This window comes from Bradyrhizobium sp. Mp27, from assembly GCF_029953005.1.
GTDB classification, from domain to species: domain Bacteria; phylum Pseudomonadota; class Alphaproteobacteria; order Rhizobiales; family Xanthobacteraceae; genus Bradyrhizobium; species Bradyrhizobium barranii.
On sequence record NZ_JASAUS010000028.1, the window covers coordinates 1 to 25350 of the forward strand.

At 64.6% G+C, this 25350-nt stretch carries 26 protein-coding genes; 1 reads left to right on the forward strand and 25 read right to left on the reverse strand.

Features of this window, described 5'->3' with window-relative positions; genetic code table 11:
- The first annotated feature begins 97 nt into the window (after positions 1–97).
- On the forward strand, positions 98–835 hold the full coding sequence (locus QJT78_RS16810; RefSeq protein WP_244433235.1) for a hypothetical protein: 738 nt from the start codon (positions 98–100) through the stop codon (positions 833–835).
- A 13-nt stretch (positions 836–848) separates the two neighbouring features.
- On the opposite strand, the gene mtnK is transcribed toward QJT78_RS16810, so the two are convergent.
- The 25 genes from mtnK to QJT78_RS16935 form a co-directional block, all read right to left on the reverse strand.
- Positions 849–2135 carry an S-methyl-5-thioribose kinase gene (gene mtnK, locus QJT78_RS16815; protein ID WP_028149066.1) on the reverse strand — a complete coding sequence of 429 codons (1287 nt, stop codon included), beginning with the start codon at positions 2133–2135 and terminating at the stop codon, positions 849–851.
- Between the two features lie 89 nt (positions 2136–2224).
- Complete coding sequence (locus tag QJT78_RS16820; protein ID WP_028149065.1) at positions 2225–2572, reverse strand: hypothetical protein; 348 nt, start codon at positions 2570–2572, stop codon at positions 2225–2227.
- A 95-nt stretch (positions 2573–2667) separates the two neighbouring features.
- Positions 2668–2943, reverse strand: coding sequence for a DUF1467 family protein (locus QJT78_RS16825; protein ID WP_038943027.1), 276 nt, complete (start codon positions 2941–2943; stop codon positions 2668–2670).
- Positions 2944–2954: 11 nt separating this feature from the next.
- Positions 2955–3359: a methylmalonyl-CoA epimerase gene (gene mce / locus QJT78_RS16830; RefSeq protein ID WP_028149063.1), complete on the reverse strand. Its 405-nt coding sequence runs from the start codon at positions 3357–3359 to the stop codon at positions 2955–2957.
- Positions 3360–3400: 41 nt separating this feature from the next.
- The gene (locus tag QJT78_RS16835) at positions 3401–5071 is read right to left on the reverse strand and encodes a ribonuclease J (protein ID WP_028149062.1); all 1671 of its coding nucleotides are present in this window, start codon (positions 5069–5071) and stop codon (positions 3401–3403) included.
- Positions 5071–5877, reverse strand: coding sequence for a biotin--[acetyl-CoA-carboxylase] ligase (locus QJT78_RS16840; RefSeq protein ID WP_028149061.1), 807 nt, complete (start codon positions 5875–5877; stop codon positions 5071–5073). Before QJT78_RS16840 ends, QJT78_RS16835 begins: the two co-directional genes overlap by 1 nt.
- Position 5878: 1 nt before the next feature.
- On the reverse strand, positions 5879–7315 hold the full coding sequence (gene nuoN / locus QJT78_RS16845) for an NADH-quinone oxidoreductase subunit NuoN (RefSeq protein WP_028149060.1): 1437 nt from the start codon (positions 7313–7315) through the stop codon (positions 5879–5881).
- A 22-nt stretch (positions 7316–7337) separates the two neighbouring features.
- On the reverse strand, positions 7338–8846 hold the full coding sequence (locus QJT78_RS16850; RefSeq protein ID WP_028149059.1) for an NADH-quinone oxidoreductase subunit M: 1509 nt from the start codon (positions 8844–8846) through the stop codon (positions 7338–7340).
- On the reverse strand, positions 8847–10925 hold the full coding sequence (nuoL, locus tag QJT78_RS16855; protein ID WP_028149058.1) for an NADH-quinone oxidoreductase subunit L: 2079 nt from the start codon (positions 10923–10925) through the stop codon (positions 8847–8849).
- Positions 10926–10933: 8 nt separating this feature from the next.
- Positions 10934–11242, reverse strand: a complete 309-nt coding sequence (gene nuoK / locus QJT78_RS16860; RefSeq protein ID WP_008547737.1) for an NADH-quinone oxidoreductase subunit NuoK — start codon at positions 11240–11242, stop codon at positions 10934–10936.
- Complete coding sequence (locus QJT78_RS16865; protein ID WP_028149057.1) at positions 11239–11877, reverse strand: NADH-quinone oxidoreductase subunit J; 639 nt, start codon at positions 11875–11877, stop codon at positions 11239–11241. Before QJT78_RS16865 ends, nuoK begins: the two co-directional genes overlap by 4 nt.
- 9 nt (positions 11878–11886) lie before the next feature.
- A complete protein-coding gene (nuoI, locus tag QJT78_RS16870; RefSeq protein ID WP_028149056.1) occupies positions 11887–12375 on the reverse strand; it encodes an NADH-quinone oxidoreductase subunit NuoI in 489 nt (162 codons plus the stop codon).
- 14 nt (positions 12376–12389) lie between these two features.
- Complete coding sequence (gene nuoH, locus QJT78_RS16875; protein WP_028149055.1) at positions 12390–13457, reverse strand: NADH-quinone oxidoreductase subunit NuoH; 1068 nt, start codon at positions 13455–13457, stop codon at positions 12390–12392.
- 4 nt (positions 13458–13461) lie between these two features.
- Entirely contained in the window at positions 13462–15537 is a 2076-nt protein-coding gene (nuoG, locus tag QJT78_RS16880; RefSeq protein WP_028149054.1) for an NADH-quinone oxidoreductase subunit NuoG, read from the reverse strand.
- A gap of 5 nt (positions 15538–15542) precedes the next feature.
- On the reverse strand, positions 15543–16868 hold the full coding sequence (gene nuoF, locus QJT78_RS16885) for an NADH-quinone oxidoreductase subunit NuoF (RefSeq protein WP_014494861.1): 1326 nt from the start codon (positions 16866–16868) through the stop codon (positions 15543–15545).
- Positions 16869–16883: 15 nt separating this feature from the next.
- Positions 16884–17084, reverse strand: coding sequence for a hypothetical protein (locus tag QJT78_RS16890; RefSeq protein WP_028149053.1), 201 nt, complete (start codon positions 17082–17084; stop codon positions 16884–16886).
- Positions 17084–17695, reverse strand: coding sequence for an NADH-quinone oxidoreductase subunit NuoE (nuoE, locus tag QJT78_RS16895; protein ID WP_028149052.1), 612 nt, complete (start codon positions 17693–17695; stop codon positions 17084–17086). The genes QJT78_RS16890 and nuoE overlap by 1 nt, the downstream gene beginning before the upstream one ends.
- Positions 17696–17705: 10 nt before the next feature.
- Positions 17706–18668: an FkbM family methyltransferase gene (locus QJT78_RS16900; RefSeq protein ID WP_028149051.1), complete on the reverse strand. Its 963-nt coding sequence runs from the start codon at positions 18666–18668 to the stop codon at positions 17706–17708.
- Positions 18668–19864, reverse strand: a complete 1197-nt coding sequence (locus QJT78_RS16905; protein WP_028149050.1) for an NADH-quinone oxidoreductase subunit D — start codon at positions 19862–19864, stop codon at positions 18668–18670. The genes QJT78_RS16900 and QJT78_RS16905 overlap by 1 nt, the downstream gene beginning before the upstream one ends.
- A gap of 2 nt (positions 19865–19866) precedes the next feature.
- Positions 19867–20478 (reverse strand): NADH-quinone oxidoreductase subunit C, encoded by a 612-nt coding sequence (locus QJT78_RS16910; protein WP_028149049.1) that lies wholly within the window; start codon positions 20476–20478, stop codon positions 19867–19869.
- A gap of 11 nt (positions 20479–20489) precedes the next feature.
- On the reverse strand, positions 20490–21077 hold the full coding sequence (locus tag QJT78_RS16915) for an NADH-quinone oxidoreductase subunit B (RefSeq protein WP_038943028.1): 588 nt from the start codon (positions 21075–21077) through the stop codon (positions 20490–20492).
- Positions 21068–21433, reverse strand: a complete 366-nt coding sequence (locus QJT78_RS16920) for an NADH-quinone oxidoreductase subunit A (RefSeq protein ID WP_007603535.1) — start codon at positions 21431–21433, stop codon at positions 21068–21070. Before QJT78_RS16920 ends, QJT78_RS16915 begins: the two co-directional genes overlap by 10 nt.
- Before the next feature lie 248 nt (positions 21434–21681).
- Positions 21682–21912 carry a hypothetical protein gene (locus tag QJT78_RS16925; protein WP_038953082.1) on the reverse strand — a complete coding sequence of 77 codons (231 nt, stop codon included), beginning with the start codon at positions 21910–21912 and terminating at the stop codon, positions 21682–21684.
- Positions 21912–23048 carry a PepSY-associated TM helix domain-containing protein gene (locus QJT78_RS16930; protein ID WP_049807573.1) on the reverse strand — a complete coding sequence of 379 codons (1137 nt, stop codon included), beginning with the start codon at positions 23046–23048 and terminating at the stop codon, positions 21912–21914. The genes QJT78_RS16925 and QJT78_RS16930 overlap by 1 nt, the downstream gene beginning before the upstream one ends.
- A 22-nt stretch (positions 23049–23070) precedes the next feature.
- Entirely contained in the window at positions 23071–25323 is a 2253-nt protein-coding gene (locus QJT78_RS16935) for a TonB-dependent siderophore receptor (protein ID WP_038943029.1), read from the reverse strand.
- Between the last annotated feature and the right edge of the window lie 27 nt (positions 25324–25350).

The following is a 25350-nucleotide window of genomic DNA, read 5'->3' on the forward strand; positions in this document are numbered from 1 at the left end:
CTGAAGCTCTTGCCCGGGAAACAAACTCAAACTAACAGTCCCTTGTCCTGCCTCGCGGGTGGAGGAATTTGACTGACCACACCCGGAGGAATTTGAAGTGACCCGCGGGGATCTTGACGAAACGTGGTGGGCGGTCCGGGGCCATGACACTCCGGATAATTTCGTCGAACGACTGCTCAGCATCCCCGTCGGAGCGGTCGCACGGGGCGCAGGTGCGGGTTTCGAAGCCAGGGTTTCCCAGGGCACCGGTCTGCCACTGCCCGAGAGCTGGAGCATCGCTACGGCGAAGAATTCGCCGTTCATCACGTCGGTCTACGCCGAGACCCCGCGCGATCTCGCGGCGGTGCTCGGCTTCTATCGCGCCGAGCTCGGCAAGCGTGGCTGGATCGAGACGGTGGTCGAACCGGACCGGGCCGTGATCACCTTCACGACGGCCCGTGGACCGGTCCTGCTCCGGCTTTCCCGTCAGGACGACAGGACAATCGCCGAACTTTCGCTGCGCAAGCCGGGTATCGCGAATGCCGGCCTCCTGCCGAGGCCGAGGCAGGCAAAGCTGATGCTCGGCAACAAGTCGGACGAGGCGGCGGTCATCACCGTCGCCGGCCAGACCGTCAAGCTGGCGGCGCACGCCGGCGAGAAACTGGCGCACTCCGACTCCGCCGCAGCCGAAATACCTGAAGGCCAAAAGATCGATCTGCCGCCCGGCAAGTACAAGGTCACCCTCAAGGTCGAGGACGGCATGGCCCAGAGCCGGGAGTTCGAGGTCGCGGCCAACGAGACCTGGGGTCTGCTGGCCGGCACGGACGGCGTCCTGCTGCCGATGCGGCTATATTGAAGCGCATCGGCCCCTAGCCATTCGCAAACTCCGGCATCCGGTCCCGCAGCTTTCGTGCGGCGCCGGTGACGTCGGCGATCGTCCCAAATGCCCCCGCCTCCACCATCATCGCCCGCGCGAGCCGCACGGCGCGGGCTTCGCTGATCGCGCGCTTCTTCGGGTCCTCGATCAGCTCGAAGTCGATGTTGTGGGCCAGGCCGAAGATACGGCGGAGGGTTTTGGCGGCGGCGAAGCCGACGGTGTCAGTGAATAGCCGCTGCATGTAAGCCTGCCGCTCGGCTTCCAGGCGTGCGGCGCCCTTCTCGCCGGCGAAGAGCGTGACCGGATAGGCATCGCCGGTGGCGCCAGCGCGCCAGAGATCGAGGAACTTGCGGGCGAACTCGCTCCAGACCTGCTCGACCGTCTCCAGCACCCAGCCTTCGAACGCCTGCCGTTCACCCGGCGTGCGCTCGTGACCCGCCGAGGCAAAATAGGCCATCAGGAGGTTCGCAAGCACGGCGCCGACGTCGAATCCCATCGGGCCGTAGAACGCGAATTCGGGATCGATCACGCGCGTCTGGCTCTCCGTCACCATGATCGAGCCGGTGTGGAGATCGCCGTGGAGCAGTGCCTCGGGGCTTGCCATGAACTTCAGCTTCAGGCGGGAGATCACGACGTGCAGGTCCATGTCGTCGCGCAGCTCCGCGGCCAGGCCGTCGAGATAAGGCGCGGTCCAGCGGTTCTGCTCGGCAATGCGGTAGGGATCGGTGAAGATCAGATCCTCGGTGATCTTGCAGAGCGCGTGGTTGCCGGCAAAGGCGGCGATGCCCTGCTTCTTCTCGGCCGCCGACAGGGCGAGGTCGGAGGTGAAGAACAGGGTGCGCGCCATGAAGGTGGTGATGTCGTCCACGAAACCGGGATATTGCGTTGCGGCGACCATCCCCTTGCGCATGATGATGTGGGGCTCGAGCAGCTCCATCACCGTCAGCGCCAGTGTCTCGCTGTGGTGCAGCAGGGCCGGCACGAGGCCGGGCGCGAGCTGGGCCTGCTTCGACAAGGCGAGATATTCGTAATGGGCCCGCGACAGCGGCAGCGGCCAGCTCTCGCCGACGAGGCGGACGTAGGGCAGCGCCTGCTTCACGGCGACGCCGCCGCGCGCGCCCTTGACGATGAAGACGAGATTGAGATTGCCGTCGCCGACCTCGGTGATGCTCCAGGCGGCCGGCTCGCCGCCAAGCAGTGCCTTCAGGTCGGGAATGCCCGCGAGATAGTCCCGCAAGGCCGCCTCATGCAGAATCCGGTAGTCCCCCGCGTCGGCCATGACGATCCCACCCCATGGTATTTGAGCATGATCTTATCGGAAAACCGCTTCACACTTTTCCGGATCATGCTCTTGGCATGGCCGGATCGTTACTCCCGCTCCAGGAAGCTCGAGCCGATCTCGGCCTTTCTTTTGATGGGATCGTAATCACAATAAACGCTGTCCGCCACCAGCGTGTAGCTGGCGCTGACGGTGTATTTGTCCAGCTTGACCGAGTTCAGGCCGATCACCGAGGTGCTCTTGCCCCCGTTCCACTTGAACGGCGTCGAGCTCTTGGCCTGCTCGCAGGCCATCACGGCTTCGTTGAAGACAGAGCCCTCGACGAACGCCTTCAGCGTTCGGACCTGCACGGCCATCTTCCACTCGAAATAGCCGATGACGCCAAGGCCGGCGACGATCAGCACCAGAAGCGCGATGACGATCCGCTGAAAAGTCATTCGTTTCCCCCAAAACAATATTGCCGGCAAAAATCGTCTTATTGTTTGAGCATGATCCGCTCGGAAAACCGCTGCACACTTTTCCGGATCATGCTCTAGAACGGCATTCCCATCAATTTGGACAAGCGCTCGATCGAAAGATAGCCGGCATGATAGGCCGCGATGCCGATCCCGTAGATGATCGCCGAGATGATCGTGGTCCAGATCAGCTTGCCTCTCATCCGCGTCAGGACCGGTGCGCCGGGGTCGGTGCCGGGCGCGCCGACGCCGTCCTCGTGCTGGCTGCGCACGCCGAACGGCAGCGTCAGGAACAGCGCGATCCACCAGATGACGAAGTAGATCGCAAGCGCGGTCGATATCTGGATGGCCATGATCCGGCGCCCTACGCCTGCTCGATTTCGACCAGTGCCCCGGAAAAATCCTTCGGGTGCAGGAACAGCACCGGCTTGCCGTGCGCGCCGATCTTCGGCACGCCGTCGCCGAGCACCCGCGCGCCCTCCTTCACCAGCGTGTCGCGCGAGGCGATGATGTCGACGACCTCGTAGCAGATGTGATGGATGCCGCCGTCGGCATTGCGCTCGAGGAACTTCGCGATCGGCGAGGCCTCGCCGAGCGGCTCGATGAACTCGATCTTGGTATTGGGCAGGGTCGCGAACACGGTGGTGACGCCATGCTCGGGCAGCGCGACCGCCTCCGAGATCTGCGCCCCGAACGCCGCGCCATAGATCTTCGCGGACTTGACGGCGTCCTTGGTCGCGATCGCGACGTGATTGAGGCGACCCAGCATGTTTCTTCTCCCTCAGCGCATGATCCGAAGACCATGCTCAACTACACCGTCAGGACGTGTACCAGACAGGGGGGCTTTTTGCCCCAATGTTCGTTGATGACGGCCCGGACAGCGCGTCGCACCGACTCAGCCAGGGCATCCGCATCGCGGCGGCGCGCCTTCGGCAGGCCCTCGATGGTGGAGACCACGGCGTCGAAGACGAGGTCGTCGAAGGGCTCGCCGTCCCGGTTCTTCTCGGGAATGCCGACGAGATCGACCTCGGGGTCGTCGGCAAGCTCGCCCTGCTCCGTCATCGCGACCGCGACGAAGGCGCAGCCGGAGAAAGCCATGCGGCGGCGCTCGACCACGGCGCGGGACTTGGAGTCCTCCAAGATCGTGCCGTCCTTGTAGATCCGGCCGGAGGGCACCTCGCCGATGATGCCGGGATCGCCCGGGCCGAGCTTGATCAGGTCGCCGTTGCGAACGACCAGGACGCGCGGCACGCCGGCGGCGCGCGCGAGCTTGGCATGCTCGTTCAGGTGCAGCGCCTCGCCATGGACGGGGATCAGGAGCTGCGGCTTGGTCCAGGCGATCATGTCGCGCAATTCGTCGCGGCGGGGATGGCCGGAGACGTGGACCAGATGGTCGCGGTCGGTAAGGACCTCGACGCCCTGCAGCACGAGATTGTTGATGATCGAGCCGACGGCCTTCTCGTTGCCCGGGATGGTGCGCGAGGAGAAGATCACGCTGTCGCCGCGGTTGAGCGTGATCTCGGGATGGTCGTCATTGGCGATGCGCGCCAGCGCCGCGCGCGGCTCGCCCTGGCTGCCGGTGCACAGCGCCAGCACCTTGTCCTGCGGAAGATGGCCGTAGACCTCGGGCGAGCGGAAGTTCTGCACGCCGTCGAGATAACCGGTCTCGCGTGCGACCTGCACCACGCGCTCCATGGCGCGGCCGACCACGACGACCTCGCGATCGGCAGCCCTGGCCGCGGCGGCGACGGCCTTGATGCGCGCGACGTTGGAGGCAAAGGTCGTCACCGCGACGCGGCCCTTGGCGGCCTTGACCAGGTCGATGATGGTTCGCGCGACCTCGGCTTCCGAGGGCGAGCGGCCGTCACGCACGGCGTTGGTGGAATCACCGATCAGGGCGAGCACGCCCTCCTCGCCCAGTTCGCGCAGCCGCTTCTCGTCGGTCGGGCTCCCCAGCGTCGGGGTCGGGTCGATCTTCCAGTCGCCGGTGTGCAGCACCGTGCCGGCGTCAGTGTGGATCGCCAGCGCGTGCGCTTCCGGGATCGAATGCGCGACGGGAATGAACTCGACGTTGAACGGGCCGATATCGACACGGCCGCCCGACGGCACCACCGTCACCGGGATTTTCGGCGCGTTGCGCTCGGCGGCGCATTTGGCCTCGAACAGCGCCGCGCTGAACTGCGTGGCATAGATCGGGCATTTCAGCTTCGGCCAGAGGTCGATGATGGCGCCGAAATGGTCCTCATGGGCGTGGGTCAGCACGAGACCCATCAGGTTCTTGCGTTCCTTCTCCAGAAAGCTGATGTCGGGCATGATCAGGTCGATGCCCGGCAGATGCTCCTCGTCGCCGAAGGAGACGCCGAGATCGACCGCCAGCCAGGCGCGCTGCTGGCGGTTGCCGAGGCCGTAGATCGACAGATTCATGCCGATCTCGCCGACGCCGCCGAGCGGCGCAAATACCAGTTCGTCAGGCTTCGCCATCACGCAGCTCCCACGGAGGCGGCCGAACCGAAGAACACCTCGCCGGCCGCCACCGGGAGGCGTCGGCCGTCAACGGTGCGGACGATCAGGCAGCCGGTGTCGTCGATGGTGTCGAAAATGCCTTCCAGCGTCATCGTTCCCGTGTTGATCGCGACCCGTTCGCCGAGGCCGCAGGCGCGCTCCAGCCACAGCTTGCGGATCTCCGCAAAGCCGCGGCCATTGTCCCAGATGCCGAGGAACTCGACCCAGGCGTCGGACAGCGCCGAGAACAGCTCTTCCGCGCTGATCTGGACGCCGAGCGCGGCCAACGACACGGCCGGCGTCGGCGTGCCCTCCGGCGCCGCCACGACGTTGGTGCCGATCCCGACGACGACGGCGAGACGATCGCCGATGGCCTCGGCTTCGAGGCCAATGCCGACCAGCTTCTTGCCGCCCGCGAGGACGTCATTCGGCCATTTCAGGGCGTATCTGGGCCGGTCAGGACCAAGCCGGAGCGCGGCCTCGAGGCTGACCTTCTCCAGGGCCGCCTCTTCCGCAAGCCCCGCTGCAAACCCGATGGTGGCGGCAACCGCAGGCGCAATATCGAGCACCTCGAGGACGCTGGCGGCGAGATTGCCCTTTGGCGCGATCCAGGCGCGCTGGCGGCGGCCGCGGCCGGCGGTCTGATCCGACGTCACAAACCACATCGGGCCGGGTTCGCCGGCCCGTGCGCGCTCGATCGCGTCGGTGTTGGTCGAGCCGGTCCGTTCGAAAGCGGCGAGCTTGTAGCCCGCCGAGAGTGCGCGAGGACCGAGCGCGAACCCCATCCTAAAACAGCGACTTTGCCGCGGCGGAGGCGACGCTCACCACCGGGCCCGCGAACAGTGCGAACAGGATGTTGAACAGGCCCGCGACCGCCAGCACCGTCTTCACCTCGACGCGCACCGGATCGACCTGGCCGGCCGGCTCGTCGAAATACATCGTCTTGACGATGCTGAGATAGTAGTAGGCACCTACCACGCTGGTCAGCACGCCGATGACGGCGAGCGTAAACAGGTTCGCCTTGATGGCGGCGACGAAGACGTACCATTTGGCGAAGAAGCCGGCGAGCGGCGGGATGCCCGCGAGCGAGAACAGTAGCATCGCGAACATGAAGGCGAGCAGCGGGTTGGTCCGCGACAGGCCGGCGAAATCGCTGATCTGCTCCACGGCCTGGCCGTTGCGCTTCATCGCGAGGATGATCGAGAACGAACCGAGCGTCATCGCCACGTAGATCACGATGTACATCAGGACGCCCTGCGCGCCCTCGACCGTGCCGGAGGCGAGGCCGACCAGGGCAAAGCCCATGTGGCCGATCGAGGAATAGGCCATCAGGCGCTTGATGTTGGTCTGGCCGATCGCGGCGAAAGAGCCGAGCGCCATCGAGGCGATCGCCACGAACACCAGGATCTGCTGCCACTGCGAGACGATGCCGGGGAATGCGGTCAGCGTGACGCGGGTGAAGACGGCGAGCGCGGCCACCTTCGGCGCCGAGGCGAAGAAGGCCGTCACCGGCGTCGGCGCGCCCTCGTAGACGTCAGGCGTCCACATGTGGAACGGCACGGCCGAGACCTTGAAGCACAGGCCGGCGAGCAGGAAGACGAGGCCGAACACCAGGCCGATATTCGAGACCGTCGCCGCCGCCGCGATGCCGGTGAAGCTGACCGTGCCGGTGAAGCCGTAGACCAGCGAGGAGCCGTACAGCAGCATGCCCGACGACAGCGCGCCGAGCACGAAGTACTTCAGGCCGGCTTCGGTCGACTTGGCGTTGTCGCGGTTCGAGGCCGCCACGACATAGAGCGCGAGCGACATCAGCTCGAGGCCGAGATAGAGCGAGATCAAATCGCCGGCCGAGATCAGCACCATCATGCCGAGCGTCGAGAGCAGCACCAGGATCGCGTATTCGAAGATCCGGCGCGACGGGTCCGACAGGAACTCGGTCGACAGCACCAGCGTCACCGCCGAGCCGATCAAGGCCAGTATCTTCATGAAGCGCGCGAAGTCGTCGACGATGAAGCTGCCGCCGAAGGTGACGTGCTTGCCCGCAGGCTGCGCGTAGACGAGCACGCCGACCACGACCAGCAGCAGGACCGCAAGCGTGGTGACGGTCCTGGTGGTCTCCTGCCCGCGATAGGCCCCCAGCATCAAGAGTGCCATCGCGCCGACCGCGAGAACAATCTCGGGCAGCACCGGCGCCAGTTGATAACCTGCAGTCTCAAAGCTCATGGCGATATCCTGACCTGCCCGATCACTGGAGCAGTGCGGCGGCCTTCACGGCCGTCACAGCGGTGTTGTAATTGTTGACGAGTTGCTGGACCGAGACGGCCGACATATCGAGCACCGGCTTCGGGTAGACGCCGAACAGGATGGTCAGCGCGATCAGCGGGAACAGCGTCACGCACTCGCGGAAAGTGAGATCCTTCATGCTCGCCAGCGACGGCTTGACCAGCGCCCCGAACACGACCTTGCGATAGAGCCACAGCGCATAGCCCGCCGACAGGATCACGCCGAAGGTGGCGAAGAACGCCGTCGGGATCGAGACCTTGAAGGTGCCGAGCAGCGTCATGAACTCGCCGACAAAGCCGGAGGTACCGGGCAGACCGACATTGGCCATGGTGAAGACCATGAAGGTCAGCGCGTAGAGCGGCATCCGGTTGACGAGGCCGCCATAGGCGGCGATCTCGCGGGTGTGCATGCGGTCGTAGACGATGCCGACGCAAAGGAACAGCGCGCCGGAGACGATGCCGTGCGAGATCATCTGGAACATGCCGCCGGCGACGCCCTGCATGGTGCCGGCGAAGATGCCCATGGTGACGAAGCCCATATGCGCCACTGACGAGTACGCAATCAGCTTCTTCATGTCCTCCTGCATCAGCGCGACCAGCGAGGTGTAGATGATAGCGATGGCCGAGAGCGTGAAGATCAGCGGGGCGAAGTCGTGCGAGGCCAGGGGGAACATCGGCAGCGAGAAGCGCAGGAAGCCGTAGCCGCCCATCTTCAGCAGGATCGCAGCCAGCACCACCGAGCCCGCGGTCGGCGCCTCGACGTGAGCGTCGGGGAGCCAGGTGTGCACCGGCCACATCGGCATCTTCACCGCGAACGAGGCGAAGAAGGCGAGCCACGCCCAGGTCTGCAGCGACCGCGGCACGGCGGTGTGCATCAGGGTCGGGATGTCGGTGGTGCCGCCGTTCCAGTACAGCGCCATGATGGCGAGCAGCATCAGTACCGAGCCGAGCAGCGTGTAGAGGAAGAACTTGAACGACGCGTAGACCCGGCGCGGACCGCCCCAGACGCCGATGATCAGGAACATCGGGATCAGGCCGCCCTCGAAGAACAGGTAGAACAGCACGAGATCGAGCGCCGAGAAGGTGCCGATCATCAGCGTTTCCAGGATCAGGAACGCCATCATGTATTCGCGGACGCGGTTGGTGATCGCCTTCCAGCTCGCGATGATGCAGAACGGCATGATGGCGGTGGTCAGGATCACCAGCGGCAGCGAGATGCCGTCGACGCCCATGTGGTAGGTGATGCCGGTGGCGAGCCAGTTCGCCTTCTCGACGAACTGGAAGTCGGCGCTCGACGGATCGAAGCGCATCACCAGGATCACCGACACCGCGAAGGTGATCAGCGTGGTCCACAGCGCGATCCAGCGCGCATTGCGCCGGGCCGCCGCGTCATCGCCTCGGCTGAGATAGACGATCAACGCGCCAACCAGCGGCAGGAACGTCGTGACCGAAAGGATTGGCCAGGTTGTCATTTACTGGCCTCCAAAGCCGAACATGAACCAGGTGATCAGGCCGGCGGCGCCGATCAGCATGGCGAACGCGTAGTGATAGAGATAGCCGGTCTGGATCTTCACCACGTTGCGGGTGACGTCCAGCACGCGGGCCGAGATACCGTCGGGGCCGAGGCCGTCGATGATGAAGCCATCGCCCTTCTTCCAGAGCTGATAGCCGATCCACTTCGCCGGACGGACGAAGATGAGATCGTAGAGCTCGTCGAAGTACCATTTGTTGAGCAGGAACTGGTACAGCATCGGCTGGGTGTTCGCGAGCTCGACCGGCAGATACGGCCGGCGGATGTAGAACAGGTACGACACCAGGAAGCCCAGCACCATCATCACCGTCGGCAGGAAGGCGATGGTCTCGGGGATGTGGTGCATCTCCTCGATGATGTGCGGGTTCATCTTCACGGACTCGCGGAAGAACTCCTCGACGCCGTGACCGGCGAACAGCTCCTTGAACGGGAAGCCCGCGACGATCGAGCCGACCGCGAGAACGCCGATCGGGACCAGTATCCACATCGGAGCCTCGTGCGCGGCCTCGTAGTGATGCTCGTCATGGGGCTCGCCGTGGAAGGTCTTGAAGATCAGGCGCCAGGAGTAGAACGAGGTCAGGCCGGCGGCGACGACCGTCATCAGGAAGCCGTACATCGCGAACGGATTATGCGAGGCGTAGGCGGACTCGATGATCGCGTCCTTGGAGAAATAGCCCGCCGTCAGCGGGAAGCCTGTGAGCGCCAGCGTGCCGATCACCATCACCGCATAGGTGTAGGGGATCTTGCGCCAGAGGCCGCCCATGTTGCGGATGTCCTGCTCGTGGTGCATCGCGTAGATCACCGAGCCGGAGCCCAAGAACAGCAGCGCCTTGAAGAAGGCGTGCGTGAACAGGTGGAACATGCCGACCGAATAGGCCCCTGCTCCCATCGCCACGAACATGTAACCAAGCTGCGAACAGGTCGAGTATGCGACGATGCGCTTGATGTCGTTCTGGACGAGGCCGATGGTCGCGGCGAAGAACGCCGTGGTCGCGCCGAAGAACATCACGACGGCCTGCGCGTTCGGGGCGAGCTCGAACAGCGGCGACAGGCGCGCCACCATGAACACGCCGGCGGTGACCATGGTCGCGGCGTGGATCAGCGCGGAGACCGGGGTCGGGCCTTCCATCGCGTCCGGCAGCCAGGTGTGCAGCAGGAACTGCGCCGACTTGCCCATCGCGCCCATGAACAGCAGCAGGCAGGTCAGGGTCAGCGCATCGGCATGCCAGCCGAGGAAGTCGATGGTCTTGCCGGTCAGGCTCGGCGCCTGGTGGAAGATGGTCTCGAAATCGGTCGAGGCGGTCAGCATGAAGATCGCGAAGATGCCGAGCGCGAAGCCGAAATCGCCGACGCGGTTGACCACGAAGGCCTTGATCGCCGCCGCGTTCGCCGACGGCTTCTGGTACCAGAAGCCGATCAGCAGATAGCTGGCGAGACCCACGCCTTCCCAGCCGAAGAACAGCTGCACGAGGTTATCGGCCGTCACCAGCATCAGCATGGCGAAGGTGAACAGCGAGAGATAGCCGAAGAAGCGCGGGCGATACGGATCCTCGTCCATGTAGCCGATGGAATAGAGGTGCACGAGCGAGGACACGGTCGTCACCACCACCAGCATCACGGCGGTGAGCGTGTCGACCCGCAGCGTCCAGTAAACCTGGAGGTCACCCGACATGATCCAGGGCAACAGCGGAATCCGCATGTCGTGGTGCATGAAGCCGACATCGACCAGCGTCATCCAGGACAGCGCCGCCGAGACGAACAGCAGCGCGGTCGTGATCAGCTCGGCACCGCGCGAGCCCGCAGCCGGCGGCTCGACCGGGCCATGGCCGTGGTCATCATGACCGTGATCGTCGTGACCATGGTCGTCATGGGCCGCCGACGCGTGCGCGTCGCCGTGGCCATGATCGCCGTGATGCTCGACCTCGTCGCCCGAGGGGTTGCGGGCATGCGCGCCGAACAGCGCAATCAGGCCAGCAAGGATGGCGCCCAGCAGAGGCAGAAAGACAATCGCCTGAACCATGACTGAGCTCAGCCCTTCATCAGATTGACGTCCTCAACCGCGATCGAGCCGCGGTTGCGGAAATAGACCACCAGGATGGCGAGACCGATCGCGGCTTCCGCAGCCGCAACAGTCAGCACCAGCAATGCGAAGACCTGGCCGACGATGTCGCCGAGGAAGGTCGAGAATGCCACGAGGTTGATGTTGACCGAGAGCAGGATCAGCTCGATCGACATCAGGATGACGATGATGTTCTTGCGGTTCAGGAAGATGCCGAGGATCCCGAGCGTGAACAGGATCGCGCCGACCGCCAGATAATGTCCGAGCCCGATCGTCATTTCACCCACTCCGCCGCGTCGCTGTCCTGGAGCCCCTGCCCCGACGCCACCTTGCGCATCGCCATCGCCATCTCGGGCGTGCGTGCATTCTGAACGTTGATGTCCTGCCGCTTCACGTTCGCCTTGTGGCGCAGCGTCAGCACGATGGCGCCGATCATGGCGACCAGCAGCACCATGCCCGCGAGCTGGAAGTAGTGGATGTATTTCGTATAGAGCACGAGCCCGAGCGCCTCGGTGTTGCTGACATTGGTCGGGATCGCCGCCGTGATCGTCTTGGAGACGCCGGGGTTGATGACCCAGAAGCCGACGGTGAGCAGCAACTCGAACAGGAAGATGCCGCCGATCACGAGGCCCACCGGCAGGTACTCGATGAAGCCCTCGCGCAGCTCGAGGAAGTCGACGTCGAGCATCATGATCACGAACAGGAACAGCACCGCGACGGCGCCGACATAGACGACGATCAGGATCATCGCGAGGAATTCGGCGCCCATCAGCACGAACAGGCCGGAGGCGTTGACGAAGGCCAGGATCAGGTACAGCACGGAGTGCACGGGATTGCGCGAGACAATCACCATCACCGCCGAGGCGACGCAGACGCCTGCGAAGAGATAGAAGAACAGCGCGGGAAGGATCATGCTCTCATCTCACCGGTACGGCGCGTCGAGCTCGATCGCTTTCGCGATCTCGCGTTCCCAGCGGTCGCCATTGGCGAGCAGCTTGGCCTTGTCATAGAACAGTTCCTCGCGGGTCTCGGTCGCGAACTCGAAGTTCGGACCTTCGACGATGGCGTCGACCGGACAGGCCTCCTGGCAGAGGCCGCAATAGATGCACTTCACCATGTCGATGTCGTAGCGCACGGTGCGGCGGGTACCGTCATTGCGGCGCGGGCCGGCCTCGATGGTGATGGCCTGCGCCGGGCAAATGGCTTCGCACAGCTTGCAGGCGATGCAGCGCTCTTCGCCGTTCGGATAGCGGCGCAGCGCATGCTCGCCGCGGAAGCGCGGCGAGATCGGGCCCTTCTCGAAGGGATAGTTCAGCGTCGGCTTCGGCTGGAAGAAATAGCGCATGGCGAGGAAGAACGCCGAGACGAATTCCGACAGCAGGAGCGAGCGTGCAGTGGCGTTGACATTGATACCCATGACGGCCCTCACTTCGGCGCGATGCCGGCGAAATGCAGCACGCCAGCCACCACGACCACCATCGCCAGCGACAGCGGCAGGAAAACCTTCCAGCCGAGGCGCATCAATTGGTCGTAGCGGTAGCGCGGCACGATCGCCTTTGCCATCGCGAACAGGAAGAACATGAAGAACACTTTGAGCGAGAACCAGATGATCCCCGGCACCCAGTTGAAGGGCGGCAGATCCACCGGCGGCAGCCAGCCTCCGAGGAACAGGATCGTCGCCAGCGCGCACATTGTGACGATCGCGACATATTCGCCGAGCATGAACAGCAGATACGGCGTCGAGCCGTATTCGACCATGAAGCCGGCGACGAGCTCTGATTCAGCTTCCACGAGGTCGAACGGCGGACGGTTGGTTTCCGCCAGCGCCGAGACGTAGAAGATCACGAACATCGGGAACAGCGGCCACACATACCAGTTCAGGATGGTGAGCTGCGGCACCCCGATCAGGCTGGCAAGGCCACGCGCATGCTGGGCCTCGACGACGGCCGACAGGTTCAGCGTGCCGGCGCAGAGCAGCACGGTGATGATGACGAAGCCGATCGAGACCTCGTAGGACACCATCTGCGCCGCCGAGCGCAGCGCGGCCAGGAACGGGTATTTCGAGTTCGACGACCAGCCGGCCATGATGATGCCGTAGATCGACAGCGACGAGATCGCGAAGATGAAGAGCACGCCGACATTGATATCGGAGATCACCCAGCCGAGATTGGTCGGGATCACCGCCCAAGCCGCGAGCGCGAGCACGCATGAGACCAAGGGAGCAAGGAGAAACACGCCCTTGTTGGCGCCGGACGGGATGATCGGCTCCTTCAGCACGAACTTCAGCAGGTCCGCGAAGGACTGCAGCAGGCCCCAGGGGCCGACCACGTTCGGGCCGCGGCGGATCTGCACCGCCGCCCAGATCTTGCGGTCGGCGAGCAGGATGTAGGCGATCGCGACCAGCAGGACGACGAGCACCAGGACGCTCTCCGCGACCATGATGATCAGCGGCCAGAGGAAACCGGTCCAGAATGCGCTTTCGAAGAATTCCATCGGCTCACTCCGCTGCGGTCAGCATCTGCCCGGAGGCAAGCCGCGAGCATTCCGCCATCACGGCGGACGCACGCGCGATTGGGTTGGTCAAATAGAAGTCCTCGATCGCCGGCTTGAACGGCGCCTTCTCCGGCGAGCCGCCCTTCCCCGCCAGCTTCTTGATCTGGTCGGCGGCGCCGGCCTCGATCTGGTCGAGGCGGATCAGGTGCGGCACGGCCTTGAAGATCGCCTGGCGCAGTGCCGACAGCGAGTCGTAGCCGAGCTTCTTGCCGAGCGCCTCCGACAGCGCGCGCACGATCGCCCAGTCCTCGCGGGCTTCGCCCGGCGGGAACGCGGCACGGCCGGTCATCTGCACGCGGCCTTCGGTGTTGACGTAGATCGCGGATTTCTCGGTATAGGCAGCCGACGGCAGGATCACGTCGGCGCGATGCGCGCCGCGGTCGCCATGGGTGCCGATATAGACGACGAAGGTGCCATCCGACGGCTTGATCTCGTCGGCGCCGAGCAGGAACAGCAGGTCCAGCGTGCCGAAGGTCGTCATCTGTGCGGCGTTCAGTCCGCCCGCACCGGCGACAAAGCCGATATCGAGCGCACCGACGCGCGAGGCGGTCTCGTGCAGCACGCCGAAGCCGTTCCAGCCGTCCTTCACCGCGCCGACATCGAGCGCGAGCTTGGCGGCAGCGGCGAGAATGGCGGCGCCGTCGTGACGCGAGGCCGCGCCTGCGCCGACCAGGATGATCGGGTTCTTGGCGTTCTTCAGCACGTCCATGAAGGAGTGCTTGCCGGCCGCGAGCTCGCCGAGCGTCTCGGTGCCCGCACCCAGATGATCATAGTCGTAGGTCAGGTCGACCTTGGCGCCGATCACGCCGACCTTGAAGCCGCCGGCGCGCCAGCGCTTGCGGATGCGGGCGTTGAACACGGCCGCTTCCTTGCGCGGATTGGCGCCGACGATGAGCAACGCGTCGGCCTGCTCGACGCCGACCAGCGTCGGATTGAAGATGTAGGAGCCGCGGCCGAGCGCGGGATCGAAGGCGTCGCCGCCCTGCACGGCCAGATTGCCCGAGCCGTACTTGGCGAGCAGGTCCTTCAGCGCGAACATCTCTTCGACACCGGCGAGGTCGCCGGCGATCGCGCCGATGCGCTTGCCGTCGGTGCGCGCCGCTTTCGCGGCGATCGCGGCAAAGGCTTCCGGCCAGCTCGCCGCCCGCAGCTTGCCGGCTTCGCGGATATAGGGCCGGTCGAGGCGCTGGGTGCGCAGGCCGTCGACGACGTGGCGGGTCTTGTCGGAGATCCACTCCTCGTTCACGGCCTCGTTGATGCGCGGCAGCACGCGCATCACCTCACGACCGCGGGTGTCGACGCGGATCGCCGAGCCGACGCCGTCCATGACGTCGATCGACTGGGTCTTGCCGAGCTCCCACGGGCGCGCCGCAAATGCATAGGGCTTCGAGGTCAGCGCGCCGACCGGGCAGATGTCGACCAGATTGCCCTGCAATTCGGACGTCAGCGCGTGCTCGAGATAGGTCGTGATCTCCATGTCCTCGCCGCGGCCGGTGGCGCCCATCTCGGGCGCGCCGGCGACTTCCGCCGAGAAGCGGACGCAGCGCGTGCACTGGATGCAGCGGTTCATCGAGGTCTTGACCAGCGCGCCGAGGTACTTGTCCTCGACGGCGCGCTTGTTCTCGGCGAAGCGGCTGGTGTCGACACCATAGCCCATCGCCTGGTCCTGGAGGTCGCACTCGCCACCCTGGTCGCAGATCGGGCAGTCCAGCGGATGGTTGATCAGAAGGAATTCCATCACGCCTTCGCGCGCCTTCTTCACCATCGGCGAACGCGTGGAGATTTCCGGCGGCTCGCCCTTGGGACCCGGACGGCAATCGCGCACGCCCCAGGCGCAGCTTGCGACCGGCTTCGGGCCGCCCTTCACTTCGACGAGGCACATCCGGCAATTGCCGGCGATCGACAGACGCTCGTGATAGCAGAAGCGCGGAATCTCGGCGCCGGCGGCCTCGCATGCCTGAAGCAGCGTGTACTCGGCCGGGACATCGATCTCTTTGCCGTCGATGATGAGCTTGGTCATGTCTCTTACTCCGCCGCGACCATGTTCACGGGATCGCGGACGCCGATATCGTCGATGTCAGCCTTGTGCGAATACTGGTCGATGCGCGCTTCGATCTCGTGACGGAAATGCGCGATCAGGCCCTGGATCGGCCAGGCGGCTGCGTCGCCGAGCGCGCAGATGGTGTGGCCTTCGACCTGTTTCGTCACCTCCAGCAGCATGTCGATTTCGCGCTTGTGGGCGCGGCCGTCAGCCATGCGGGTCAAGACGCGCCACATCCAGCCCGTGCCCTCGCGGCACGGCGTGCACTGGCCGCAGCTCTCGTGCTTGTAGAAATAGGAGATGCGGGCGATCGAGCGGATCAGGTCGGTCGACTTGTCCATCACGATCACCGCCGCAGTGCCGAGGCCCGAGCGCAGCTTGCTCAGGGAGTCGAAATCCATCGGCGTGTCGATGATCTGCTCGGCCGGCACCATGCGCACCGACGAGCCGCCGGGGATCACGGCCTTGAGGTTGTCCCAGCCGCCACGGATGCCGCCGCAATGCTTCTCGATCAGCTCACGGAACGGAATGCCCATGGCCTCTTCGACGTTGCAGGGCCGCTCGACATGGCCGGAGATGCAGAACAGCTTGGTGCCGACATTGTTCGGACGGCCGATGCCGGCGAACCAGGCCGCGCCGCGCCGTAGGATGTCGGGCGCAACCGCGATCGACTCGACGTTGTTGACGGTGGTCGGGCAGCCGAACAGGCCGACATTGGCCGGGAACGGCGGCTTCAGGCGCGGCTGGCCCTTCTTGCCTTCGAGGCTTTCGAGCAGCGCGGTCTCCTCGCCGCAGATATAGGCGCCGGCGCCGTGCGCGACGTAGATGTCGAACGGCCAGCCGTTGACATTGTCCTTGCCGACGAGCTTTGCCTCATAGGCCTGGTCGATCGCGGCCTGGAGATGCTCGCGCTCGCGGATGAACTCGCCGCGGACATAGATGTAGCAGGCATGCGCGTTCATCGCGCAGCTCGCGATCAGACAGCCCTCGATCAGGAGATGCGGATCGTGCCGCATGATCTCGCGATCCTTGCAGGTGCCGGGCTCGGATTCGTCGGCGTTGACGACGAGATAGCTCGGCCGGCCGTCGGTCGATTCCTTCGGCATGAACGACCATTTCAGGCCGGTCGGGAAGCCGGCGCCACCGCGCCCGCGCAGGCCCGACGCCTTCATCTCGTTAATGATCCAGTCACGGCCCTTGTCGATGATATTCTTCGTACCATCCCAGGCGCCGCGGCGCCGCGCGCCCTCGAGCCCCCAGTCGTGGAGGCCGTAGAGGTTCTTGAAGATGCGGTCCTTGTCCTCGAGCATTTCAGTGCTTTCCGATCAACGATTGGACTGCTTGTAGGCAAGTCCGGCGGCGCAGACGGCGAAGGTCAGCGCCCAGAGTAGGCTGCTCTCCTGCGTCGCGTTCATCACGAAGCGCTGCAGCAGGAACATGAAGGCGGCCGCGACCGCGGCATGCATGGCGACGAAGCCCCATTTGTTCACGGCCTCGTTCCCTCCAATTGCGGGGAGATCACGCATCAGGTGATCTCCTTCAGCGTGGTCGGCCCACCCGTCGGCGCCGAGAACTGGCGGCCGTTCTGCGGACCGGGCTTCGGCGGATTGCCCGAGGCGAAACCATCGAGCACCTTGCCAAAGGTTTCCTTGGTCAAATCCTCATAGGTGTCCTTGCCGATCAGCACCATCGGCGCATTCACACAGGCACCGAGGCACTCCACCTCTTCCCAGCTGAAATTGCCGTCCTTGGACAGATGGAACGGCTCGTGGTGGATGCGGTGCTCGCAGACGTGGATGAGATCCTCAGCACCGCGCAGGCGGCACGGCGTGGTGCCGCAGACCTGGACGTGGGCCTTCTTGCCGACGGGGGCGAGCTGGAACATCGTGTAGAAGGTCGCGACTTCGAGCACGCGGATATAGGGCATGTCGAGCAGGTCGGCGACGGCCCGGATCGCAGCTTCCGAGACCCAGCCGTCGTGCTGTTCCTGGACGCGCCAGAGGATGGCGATGACAGCGGAGGCTTGCCGGCCGGCCGGATATTTCGCGATCTGCTGCTTGGCGAATGCGAGGTTCTCCTCCGTGAACGCAAAGCTCGCGGGCTGGACTTCCTTCGGTGCTAATCGGCGAACGGACATCTCTATTCTCTCACTGCATACGGCGCGCTGTTTTCGCATTCAGGGCATCGATCCTGTCCTGCCAGAATGCGCTTGCGGTGCCGAAAACGTTGTAGCCGACATGGGTCGAGACCTTGATGCGGTCGAGGATCGACAGCTCGGTCACGGTCTCCATCCGGTTGCTGCGCGGATCGAACACGATCAGCTTCAGCGGCGTCTGTTCGAGGATAAAGCGCGACACCGCATGAGAGCGGTCGCTGCCGTGCTCCTCGCACATGATGACGCTGTCGGTCTCAAGCAGCCGTGCGCCGCCCTTGATCGCCTCGATCTCGACGCCCTCGACGTCGAGCTTGATCAGGTACTTGCCGTGGGCCGCCACCTTGCCGTCATCGATGAGATTGTCGAGCGCGAGAACCGGCACGTCCTCGCCGCCCGCCGACGGTGCGCCGGCGATGCTGAAGGCCTCATGCTTGGTGCCTGACAGCCGCGCGGTGCCGCGCGCCGCACCGATGGCGCATTTCAGGGTCTCGAAGCGGTTGCCGTTGACGCGGGCGTTGTTGGCAAGCTTCGGATAGTTCTGCCCCGACGGCTCGATCGCGATCGCCTTGTGCGATCCGAACGGCTTGCTCGAGACCAGCACCGACCAGTAGCCGTAATTGGCGCCGCAATCGAGCAGCGTGTAGTCGACGTCGATGGAGTCGGCGAACAGGACCTCCAGCTCGTCCTCGTAATTGTAGGAGCGGTTGAGCAGCTTGCTCCAATAGCCGTCGCCGTAGGGGAATTCGAACACGGCGTCGGGATTGAGCCTGATCGCGATGTTGCGCTCGGGCAGCGTCTTCCGCAGCAGGTTCGCGCAGGCGATGTAGCCCATGTGCGAGAAATGCGAGGAGATCTTCGATCCCGTCACCAGCGCCAAGGCAGCCGTCCGCTCCCACAGGTTGGCCCCTTCAAGGGCCCCCGAGGCACGGTCAAACTGGATTGGCGCCTGCGCCATCACCGATCGACCTCTCCGAACACGATGTCGAGCGAGCCCAGGATCGCCGAGACGTCGGCGAGCAGATGGCCGCGGCAGATGTGGTCCATCGCCTGCAGATGCGCAAAGCCCGGCGCGCGGATCTTGCACTTGTAGGGCTTGTTGGTGCCGTCGGAGATCAGATAGACGCCGAACTCTCCCTTCGGCGCCTCGACCGCGGCGTAGACCTCGCCGGCCGGCACGTGGACGCCCTCGGTGTAGAGCTTAAAGTGATGGATCAGCGCTTCCATCGAGCGCTTCATCTCGCCGCGGCGCGGCGGCGCGACCTTGTTGTCTTCGACGACGACAGGCCCCTTCCCGTCGGCTGCGTTCAGCTTCTGGATGCACTGCTTCATGATGCGCACGGACTGGCGCATCTCTTCCATGCGGATCAGGTAGCGATCGTAGCAGTCGCCGTTCCTGCCGATCGGGATGTCGAAATCCATCTCGGCGTAGCACTCATAGGGCTGCGACTTGCGCAGGTCCCAGGCCGCGCCCGAGCCGCGCACCATGACGCCCGAAAAACCCCACTCCCAGGCTTCCTTCAGCGGCACCACGCCGATGTCGACGTTGCGCTGCTTGAAGATGCGGTTGGCGGTGAGAAGACGGTCGAGATCGTCCACGACCTTCAGGAACGGATCGCACCAGGCCTCGATGTCGTCGACCAGCTTCTGCGGCAGGTCCTGATGCACGCCGCCGACGCGGAAGAAGGCTGCGTGCATACGGCTGCCGGAGGCGCGCTCGTAGAACACCATCAGCTTCTCGCGCTCTTCGAAGCCCCACAGCGGCGGGGTCAGCGCGCCGACGTCCATCGCCTGCGTGGTGACGTTGAGGAGGTGCGAGAGGATGCGGCCGATCTCGCAATAGAGCACGCGGATCAACTGGCCACGGCGCGGCACCTCGATGCCGAGCAGCTTTTCAGCGGCGAGACAGAAGGCATGCTCCTGGTTCATCGGCGCGACGTAGTCGAGCCGGTCGAAGTAAGGGATCGCCTGGAGATAGGTCTTCTGCTCGATCAGCTTCTCGGTGCCGCGGTGAAGCAGGCCGATATGGGGATCGACGCGGGCAACGACCTCGCCGTCAAGCTCCAGGACCAGACGCAGCACGCCGTGCGCAGCCGGATGCTGGGGCCCGAAGTTGATGGTGAAATTGCGAAGCTGTTCGGGTTGCTCGTTCATGATCAGACCTTCGGTCCCGCCTTCTCGTCACCGGGAAGCGGATAGTCCGCCCCTTCCCACGGCGAAAGGAAATCGAACTTGCGGAATTCCTGGTTGAGCCGGACGGGCTCGTACACCACCCGCTTCTCCTGGTCGTCGTAGCGGACCTCGACGAAACCGGTGGTCGGGAAATCCTTGCGCAGCGGATGGCCCTCGAAACCGTAATCGGTCAGCAGGCGGCGCATGTCGGGGTGCCCGACGAAGAACACGCCATAGAGGTCGTAGGCCTCGCGCTCGAACCAGTCCGCACCCGGGAACACGTCGATCAGCGACGGCACCTGCGTGGTCTCGTCGGCCTGGGCCTTGAGCCGGATCCGCGTGTTCAGGGTCGGAGACAGGAAGTGATAGATCACGTCGAAGCGTTTTTCGCGCGACGGATAGTCTGCGGCCGTGATGTCGGTGAAGTTGATGAACCGGCATTTCGGATCGTCGCGGAGGTACTTGACCACCTCGACGATCTTGCTGACCTCGACATCCACCGTGAGCTGGTTGAAGGCAACCGAATGACCGATGGCGGCGCCCGGAAGCGCGCTAACGATCATCTGCCCCAGTGCGTCGAGCTTGGCGTCGTCCATGACGTAAAACCTTAACGTTCGATGGTGCCGGTGCGGCGGATCTTCTTCTGCAGCAGCAGCACGCCGTAGAGCAGCGCTTCCGCCGTGGGCGGGCAGCCCGGCACGTAGATGTCGATCGGCACGATCCGGTCGCAGCCGCGCACGACCGAGTAGGAATAGTGGTAGTAGCCGCCGCCATTGGCGCAGGAGCCCATCGAGATGACGTAGCGCGGCTCGGGCATCTGGTCGTAGACCTTGCGCAGCGCAGGCGCCATCTTGTTGGTCAGCGTGCCAGCGACGATCATCACGTCGGACTGGCGCGGCGAGGCACGCGGGGCGAAGCCGAAGCGCTCGACGTCGTAGCGCGGCATCGAGACCTGCATCATCTCGACCGCGCAGCAGGCGAGACCGAAGGTCATCCACATCAGCGAGCCGGTACGGGCCCAGGTGATGAGGTCGTCGGTCGCGGCCACGAAGAAGCCCTTGTCGGACAGCTCGGAGTTGACCTCGAGGAAAAACGGATCGTTGGCGCCAACCGGCCTGCCGGTCGACGGATCAAGGATGCCCTTGGGGGCCGGCGCGACGACCGGACCCGAGGCCGTTGCAGGGTTCAATCCCATTCCAGTGCTCCTTTCTTCCATTCATAGGCGAACCCGACCGTGAGCACGCCGAGGAACACCACCATGGACCAGAAGCCGGTCGCGCCAAGCTTGCCGAACGCCACCGCCCAGGGAAACAGGAACGCCACCTCGAGGTCGAAGATGATGAAGAGGATGGCGACCAGATAGAAGCGGACGTCGAACTTCATGCGAGCGTCGTCGAAGGCGTTGAAACCGCACTCATACGCCGACAGCTTTTCCGGGTCCGGCTGCTGGAACGCCACGATGAAGGGCGCGATCAGCAGCACGAGGCCGATGAGGCCCGCTACCCCTATAAAGACGACGAGTGGAAGATAGTTCTGCAGAATGCCGCTCATTGACGAGCCCTTTTTCCCGCAGCCTCGGGACAGCCACGGATTCGTCCAGTTTGGAATTGTTCTGAGCCTTAGCGCAGTGCACCAATGGGCGCAAGACACGCTCTTTTTAGGCCCTTTGCCGCCCCCAGAACGATAGAAATCCCGGAATCGCCCCGCGGCTGGTATGGAGCAGATCGCCAATCCCAGCAAGGGCGGCCACAGTTTTGCAGGGCAGCCGTTCGAAGATTGCGGCACACGGGCCGAGGCAACTATTTGCCGCGTGTCGTCTGCGATAATTGCCCGGTTTTCTGGGTGCGGCAGCGCACCCAAACCCAGGCAACGACCAGCACCGGGGCTCCCACCGTCACCCAGGCGACATACTGGCCGACCGTTCCCCAGAGCAGCGCAGCCAGCAGGCCGGTGATGGTCGCAGCCGCGAGCAAGATGGGTGCAGCAAAGACACGTATCCACAGGCCCGAGCGGTCAGAGGAGCCATGCATCACGACGGGACCGGGGTTCGTCTGGCGAATGCGTCGCTCCGGGCGGGCGCGCGCTTGCGCCGCCGTGCCAGCCAGAGATAGAGGCCGCTGCTGATCACAACGATCGTAAGAATGTCGAGCAGGGCCCAGATCACCTTGAGCGGCATCCCGCCATAATCGCCGAAATGCAGCGGCTGCGAGATCAGGAGCGCCTGGAGATAGACCGGCAGCGCCCGGCTGTCGGCGACCTCCCCTGTTTCGCCGTCGAGCAGGACCGGCTTGAGCAGCCGCGCCGTCAGCGCCGTGTCGCCGCGCATGAAGGCGGCGAAGTGGTGCGAGGACGTGAACGGCGTTCCCGGAAACGCGATGAAGGCAACCTCCATCCCGGGCGCCGTCTGCCTCGCACGCGCCACGACGTCGTCGAGCGAAGCCAGATGCGACGGCGGAGGCTTGCCGGCATAGGGCGCGACCATGCTGGCAAGCTCAGTGGCCTTCCACTGGTTGAGCATCAGTTCGGCCCAGGTGTTGACGACGCCGGTGAGACCAACCACCAGCGCCCAGGCCACCGTCACGACGCCGATCAGATTGTGCCAGTCGAGCCAGCGCACGCGGCGCGAGGCGTGGCCGCGAATAGTGGCAAAGCGCAGCCGACGGGTGAACGGCCAGTACAGCACCACGCCGGAGATGATGGCGATGGCGAACAGCAGGCCCATCCCGCCGAGGAACAGTTTTCCGGGCTGGCCGGCAAACATGTCGGTATGCAGCTTGAGCATGATCAGCATCGGCCCGATGCCGACCGGTCCGAGCAGCTTGGTCGACACCGCATCGAACGCGCGCACGGTCGTGTTGTCAGGCAGCCCGTCGACGGCGCTGTTGGTGAACGCGGTCACGATCCCGGGCTCGTCCTTGTCCCAGGCGATATATTGCAGCACCCGGCCGGGATCGGCGGCGAGCGCGGCGTCGGCGACGGCTTGCGTCGTCGTACGCGCCGCGCCCGCATGAGCTTCGGGCTGGGGGGCATAGCCCAGGAGCTCATCGATCTCGTGATGGAAGATCAGCGGCAGGCCGGTCAGGCAGAGCAGCAGCAGGAAGGCGGTCGAGATCAGGCTGGTCCAGGTGTGGACCACGGACCAGAGCCTGACCGTGCGCGCCTTCACGAGGCCCTCCCCTCGCCGGTGCCTACCACTTGTAGGAGACGCTGGCGGTGACGCGCCGGCGGTCGCCGTAGAAGCATGACGAGGCCGCCGCGCAGCTTGCGACGTAGATCTTGTCGGTCAGGTTGATCACGTTGATTGCCGTGCGCCAGTTCTGCCACTCGTAGTGGACCGCGAGGTCGCCGAGCACGACCGCGGGAACCTCGAGGGTGTTGGCGGCGTCCGCCCAGGAGGCGCCGACATAGCGCACGCCGCCGCCGAAGCCGAATCCCGCAAGCGGTCCATCCTTGAAGGTGTAGTCGGCCCAGCCCGAGACCAGGAGCTCAGGCGTGTTGGTCGGCGTCTTGCCGACCAGCGCCGGGTTCAGGTCCCTGCTGGTGAAGAGATGATAGGCCGTGAAGGCGCCGATGAACTTCAACTCCTTCGTCGCATTTGCGACCGCTTCGAGCTCGATGCCGCGCGAGGTCACCTCGCCGGTTTGGTTCTGCAGCGTGGTGATAACCGGATCGGTGGTCGGGACGTTCTGGCGCTTCAGATCGAACAATGAGGCGGTGAAGTAGCCGTCGAAGCCCGTCGGCGCGACCTTCACACCGATCTCAGCCTGCTGGCCGGTCTCCGGCTGGAACAGCTGGTTTTGCGCGTTGAGGCCGATGATCGGGTTGAAGCTCGTTGCGTAGGAGATATAGGGCGCGATGCCGTTGTCGAAATTGTAGATCAGGCCGGCGCGACCGCTGAACTGGCTGTCATTGTTGCTGGCGAGCGTCGCCCCCGTGTCACGGGCGGCCTGCGTCGTCTCGACCCAATCGTTGCGGCCGCTCAGCACCAGCGTGAAGTTACCGAGCTTCATCTGGTCCTGGAGGTAGGTGCCGGCCTGCTTCTGCGTGATCAGGAAGTTACGGAACGGCGGGCCTGTGAGCGGGATGTTAATGCCGTAGACCGGATTGAGCACATTGATCGGAGGAACGGTGCCGAAGTTGAAGGCCTGATAGTCGTCGATCTGATAGCCCTTCAGATCGACCCCGAACAGCATCGTGTGCCTGACAGGACCGGTGTTGAAGCGATATTCCAGCTGGTTGTCGAGATCGGCCTGGTTGGCGGTATCCTTCGCATACCAATTGTAGCGACCGAGAGAGGCCGCATTGATATTGTCCCAGCCGTTGCCGATGTAACCGCGATAGGTCAGGTCGATATGCGCAAATCGCGCATTCTGCCGGAAAGTTAGATCGTCGGTGAGATTGCGTTCGAACTGATAGCCGAGCATCTCCTGCTCGCGCGTGAACTTATCGACGCTGGGATCGCCGGCGAAGAAGCTGGTCGGGATCTTGCCGAACGGCGCGTTGGTCACCGTGCCCTGGTAAGGCAGGAAGTTGATGCCGCGGGTGTCGGTCTTCGACGCCGAAGCAAGCACCGTGAAGGTGGTGTCGGCATCCGGCTTCCAAGTGAAAGACGGCGCGATGAAGTAGTTGTTGTCGGGCGTGAAGTTGACCTGGGTCGGGCCGTTCTGCACCTGGCCGACGACGCGGTAGAACAGCTTGCCGTTTTCGGGCTGCGTCGCGACCGGGCCGCCGACATCGAAGCCGACATAGGCGTTGCCGAAATTGTTGACCCCGGTCTCGACGTAGCGGATCGGCTCCGTCGGCGGCATCTTGCTGATGACGTTGACGATGCCGCTCGGGCTCGATCCGCCGTAAAGCACTGCCGACGGACCGCGCAGCACCTCCACGCGCTCCATGTTGAACGGCGGAATCCGCCAGCTCGCATACGCCGTGTAGAACAGCTGCATGCCGTCGAGGAACAGTCCGATGTCGTCGGACTTGAAGCCACGGATCAGCCACCAGTCGTTGCGGGTGTCCGCACCAAAGGTCCCGGCGCGCACGCCCGCGGTGTAGCGCAGGACCTCGTCGAGCTTGTTAGGCTTCTGGTCGCGGATCTGCTCGGCGCCGATCACAGAGACCGACTGCGGCGTCTGCATGATCGGCGTGTTGGTCTTGGTGCCGGACGAGCTGCGGGTGGCAACGTAGCCGTTCACCGGTCCGCGCGGCGTTTCGACGAAGCCGACATTGCGTTGCTGAAGCGGTCTGCGGCTGGCGGCGGTCTGCGGCGACGGCCGCGCCGCGCGGCGCACGGCGGCAGCGGGCGCGCGGCGGCGCGTTTCCGGCGCGTTGACGGTGACCGACGGCAGGTTTTGCGCACCGCCTTGCGCCGAGGACTGCGCAAGCGATGCCTGCGGTACAACTGCGAAAGCAGACGCGGTCGCCAAGACGACCGACCGCAGCATACGAAGACTGTTCAACGCGCACCCCAA

Coding starts and splice junctions, on each gene's coding strand:
- QJT78_RS16925 (WP_038953082.1), bottom strand. CDS start 21,912: ATGCATGGCTCCTCTGACCGCTCGGGCCTGTGGATACGTGTCTTTGCT.
- nuoE (WP_028149052.1), bottom strand. CDS start 17,695: ATGTCCGTTCGCCGATTAGCACCGAAGGAAGTCCAGCCCGCGAGCTTT.
- QJT78_RS16890 (WP_028149053.1), bottom strand. CDS start 17,084: ATGCGTGATCTCCCCGCAATTGGAGGGAACGAGGCCGTGAACAAATGG.
- nuoF (WP_014494861.1), bottom strand. CDS start 16,868: ATGCTCGAGGACAAGGACCGCATCTTCAAGAACCTCTACGGCCTCCAC.
- nuoL (WP_028149058.1), bottom strand. CDS start 10,925: ATGGTTCAGGCGATTGTCTTTCTGCCTCTGCTGGGCGCCATCCTTGCT.
- QJT78_RS16835 (WP_028149062.1), bottom strand. CDS start 5,071: ATGGCGAAGCCTGACGAACTGGTATTTGCGCCGCTCGGCGGCGTCGGC.
- QJT78_RS16840 (WP_028149061.1), bottom strand. CDS start 5,877: ATGGGGTTCGCGCTCGGTCCTCGCGCACTCTCGGCGGGCTACAAGCTC.
- QJT78_RS16825 (WP_038943027.1), bottom strand. CDS start 2,943: ATGGCCATCCAGATATCGACCGCGCTTGCGATCTACTTCGTCATCTGG.
- QJT78_RS16865 (WP_028149057.1), bottom strand. CDS start 11,877: ATGATCCTTCCCGCGCTGTTCTTCTATCTCTTCGCAGGCGTCTGCGTC.
- nuoH (WP_028149055.1), bottom strand. CDS start 13,457: ATGGAATTCTTCGAAAGCGCATTCTGGACCGGTTTCCTCTGGCCGCTG.
- QJT78_RS16910 (WP_028149049.1), bottom strand. CDS start 20,478: ATGGACGACGCCAAGCTCGACGCACTGGGGCAGATGATCGTTAGCGCG.
- QJT78_RS16920 (WP_007603535.1), bottom strand. CDS start 21,433: ATGAGCGGCATTCTGCAGAACTATCTTCCACTCGTCGTCTTTATAGGG.
- mce (WP_028149063.1), bottom strand. CDS start 3,359: ATGCTGGGTCGCCTCAATCACGTCGCGATCGCGACCAAGGACGCCGTC.
- nuoK (WP_008547737.1), bottom strand. CDS start 11,242: ATGACGATCGGGCTCGGACATTATCTGGCGGTCGGCGCGATCCTGTTC.
- QJT78_RS16905 (WP_028149050.1), bottom strand. CDS start 19,864: ATGAACGAGCAACCCGAACAGCTTCGCAATTTCACCATCAACTTCGGG.
- nuoN (WP_028149060.1), bottom strand. CDS start 7,315: ATGAGCTTTGAGACTGCAGGTTATCAACTGGCGCCGGTGCTGCCCGAG.
- QJT78_RS16850 (WP_028149059.1), bottom strand. CDS start 8,846: ATGACAACCTGGCCAATCCTTTCGGTCACGACGTTCCTGCCGCTGGTT.
- QJT78_RS16915 (WP_038943028.1), bottom strand. CDS start 21,077: ATGGGATTGAACCCTGCAACGGCCTCGGGTCCGGTCGTCGCGCCGGCC.
- nuoG (WP_028149054.1), bottom strand. CDS start 15,537: ATGACCAAGCTCATCATCGACGGCAAAGAGATCGATGTCCCGGCCGAG.
- mtnK (WP_028149066.1), bottom strand. CDS start 2,135: ATGGCCGACGCGGGGGACTACCGGATTCTGCATGAGGCGGCCTTGCGG.
- QJT78_RS16820 (WP_028149065.1), bottom strand. CDS start 2,572: ATGACTTTTCAGCGGATCGTCATCGCGCTTCTGGTGCTGATCGTCGCC.
- QJT78_RS16935 (WP_038943029.1), bottom strand. CDS start 25,323: ATGCTGCGGTCGGTCGTCTTGGCGACCGCGTCTGCTTTCGCAGTTGTA.
- QJT78_RS16900 (WP_028149051.1), bottom strand. CDS start 18,668: ATGGCGCAGGCGCCAATCCAGTTTGACCGTGCCTCGGGGGCCCTTGAA.